The organism is Pseudomonas sp. (assembly GCF_035277045.1).
Lineage (GTDB): Bacteria > Pseudomonadota > Gammaproteobacteria > Pseudomonadales > Pseudomonadaceae > Aquipseudomonas.
Genome location: NZ_DATELE010000108.1, coordinates 1 through 2637 on the forward strand (window position 1 = coordinate 1; position 2637 = coordinate 2637).

Annotated in this window: 1 protein-coding gene; it reads left to right on the top strand. The window is 70.1% G+C overall.

Annotation, left to right across the window (positions count from 1 at the left end; translation table 11 throughout):
• The coding region (locus VJS90_RS04535) for an amino acid adenylation domain-containing protein (protein ID WP_324119477.1) at positions 1-2637 on the top strand (2637 nt) is incomplete at both ends.

Below are 2637 nucleotides of genomic sequence, written 5' to 3' on the forward strand. Positions count from 1 at the left end.
GCGTGATCGAGTGGGTGCGCAACACCGTGCTGCAGCTGGTGCATGCCCTTGAGCAGGCGCCGCGGCAGACGCTCGCCACCTTGCCCATGCTGACGGCGGCGGAGCGTCAGCGCGTGCTGCTCGGGTTCAATGCCAGCACGCATGCTTTCGCCCAGGGGCGCACCCTCCATGCCATGGTCCAGGCCCAGGCCAGCCGCCAGCCAGATGCACCGGCGGTCGTGCAGGGCGCCGCAGTGCTGACCTATGGCCAGCTCGACCAGCGCGCAAACCGCCTCGCCCATCACCTGATCGGCCTGGGCGTGAAACCCGAGGACCGCGTTGCCCTGTGCCTCGAGCGCGGGCCGCGGCGCCTGGTCGGCCTGCTGGCCGTGCTCAAGGCCGGCGCCGCCTATGTGCCGGTGGATCCGGCCTATCCAGCCGAGCGCATCGCCTACCTGCTCGAGGACAGCGCACCACGGGTGGTGCTGGTCGAGACCGCCACGGCCGCCCGGGTCGGCGCCATCGCACAGCTGAACCTGGACCACGATGCCTGGCAGTCCCAGCCGGACCATCAGCCGCAGGTACCGGGCCTGACAGAGGCCAGCCTGGCCTATGTGGTCTACACCTCCGGCTCCACCGGCCAGCCCAAGGGCGTGATGGTCGAGCACCGCACCCTGGGCAACCTCGTGCACTGGCATTGCCAGGCGTTCGGCCTGACCGCCGGCAGCCACACCGCCAGCGTCGCCGGCTTTGGTTTCGATGCCATGGCCTGGGAAGTGTGGCCTGCACTGTGCGCAGGGGCGGTGCTGCACCTGCCGCCCGCCCACGTGGGCGGCGAGCACGTCGATGCGCTGCTCGACTGGTGGCTGGCCCAGCCGCTCGAGGTCAGCTTCCTGCCCACCCCGGTGGCCGAACAGGCCCTCGACCGGCCGCGTCAGCACCCGACCCTGCGCACCTTGCTGGTCGGCGGTGACCGCCTGCGCCAGTTCGACCGCGACCCGGGCTTTGCCGTCGTCAACAACTACGGCCCGACCGAAACCACGGTGGTTGCCACCTCCGGCACGATGCGCCCGGGCGGCCCGCTGCACATCGGCGGCCCGATCGCCAACACCTGCGTGTACGTGCTGGACCCGCACCTGCAACCGCTGCCTGAAGGGGTGACGGGCGAGCTGTACATCGGCGGCGCCGGGGTTGCCCGTGGCTACCTGAACCGCCCGCAGCTGACCGCCGAGCGCTTCCTGCAGGACCCCTTCAGCAGCGATCCCCAGGCACGGATGTACCGCAGCGGAGACCTGGTGCGCTGGAACACCGACGGCACCCTCGACTACCTGGGCCGCAACGACGACCAGGTGAAAATCCGCGGCATGCGCATCGAGCTCGGCGAGATCGAAGCGGCCCTGGCCCGTCAGCCCGGGGTGCGCGATGGCGTGGTCCTGGTGCGCGGCGAACGCCTGCTGGCCTGGTTCACCGAGACCGTGCCGGTCGACGTGCAAGCCCTGCGCGAGGCCCTGGACGCTGGCCTGCCCGCCTACATGGTGCCGCTGGCCTTCGTCCGCCTGGACGCCTTGCCACTGACCAGCCACGGCAAGCTTGACCGCCGCGCGCTGCCCGACCCCGATCCTTCGGCCCTGAGCCGGCAGGCCTACGCGGCGCCACAAGGCGAGACCGAGCACATCATGGCAGCGTTGTGGGCCGAGGTGCTGGGCCTTGAACAGGTTGGGCGCAACGACAACTTCTTCGAGCTGGGCGGCCACTCGCTGCTTGCGGTCAAGCTGATCGAGCGCCTGCGCCAGGCTGGGCTGCACGCGGATGTCCGGGTGTTGCTCGGGCAGCCGAGCGTGGCGGCGCTGGCGGCGTCCGTGGGCGCTGGCCGCGAGATCGAGGTGCCGGCCAACCGCGTGCCGGCCGGTTGCACGCGCATCACCCCCGAGCTGTTGAGCCTGGCCAGCCTTGACCAGGCCGGTATCGATCGAATTGTCGAGACGGTACCGGGTGGCGCGGGCAACGTGCAGGAGATCTATCCCCTGGCGCCGCTCCAGGAAGGCATCTTCTACCACCACCTGAGTGCCGGGCAGGGTGACGACCCCTACCTGCTGCAACTGCGCATGACCTTCGACAGCCCGCAGCGCCTGCACACCTTCGCCGATGCCCTGCGCAACAGCATCGCGCGTCACGATATCCTGCGCACCGCCGTGGTCTGGGAGGGGCTCGACAGCCCTCATCAGGTGGTCTGGCGCCAGGCCGAACTCGATGTTCGCGACACTACCGGCGACTGCGGCCCGGCACGCATGGCCCTGAGCCAGGCCCCGCTGATCCGCCTCGACTATCAGCAGGACCCGTCCACGCCGGCGCTGGACGCCACGCTGCTGTTCCATCACATCGCGCTCGACAACACGGCTCTGGAGGTGTTGCGCGAAGAGATCCTCGGCCACCTGCAAGGCCTGCCCGCCGATACCCAGGCCGCGGTGCCTTACCGCAACTTCGTCGCCCAGGCGCGCCTGGGCACCCCCGAAGCCGAACACGAGGCGTTTTTCCGCAAGCAGTTGGGCGATATCGACACGCCGACCCTGCCATTCGGACTGCGCGACGTGCAAGGCGACGGCCGCGACCTTGAAGAAGCGCAGCTCGCCCTGCCTGACGCGCTGCTGCAGCGCCTGC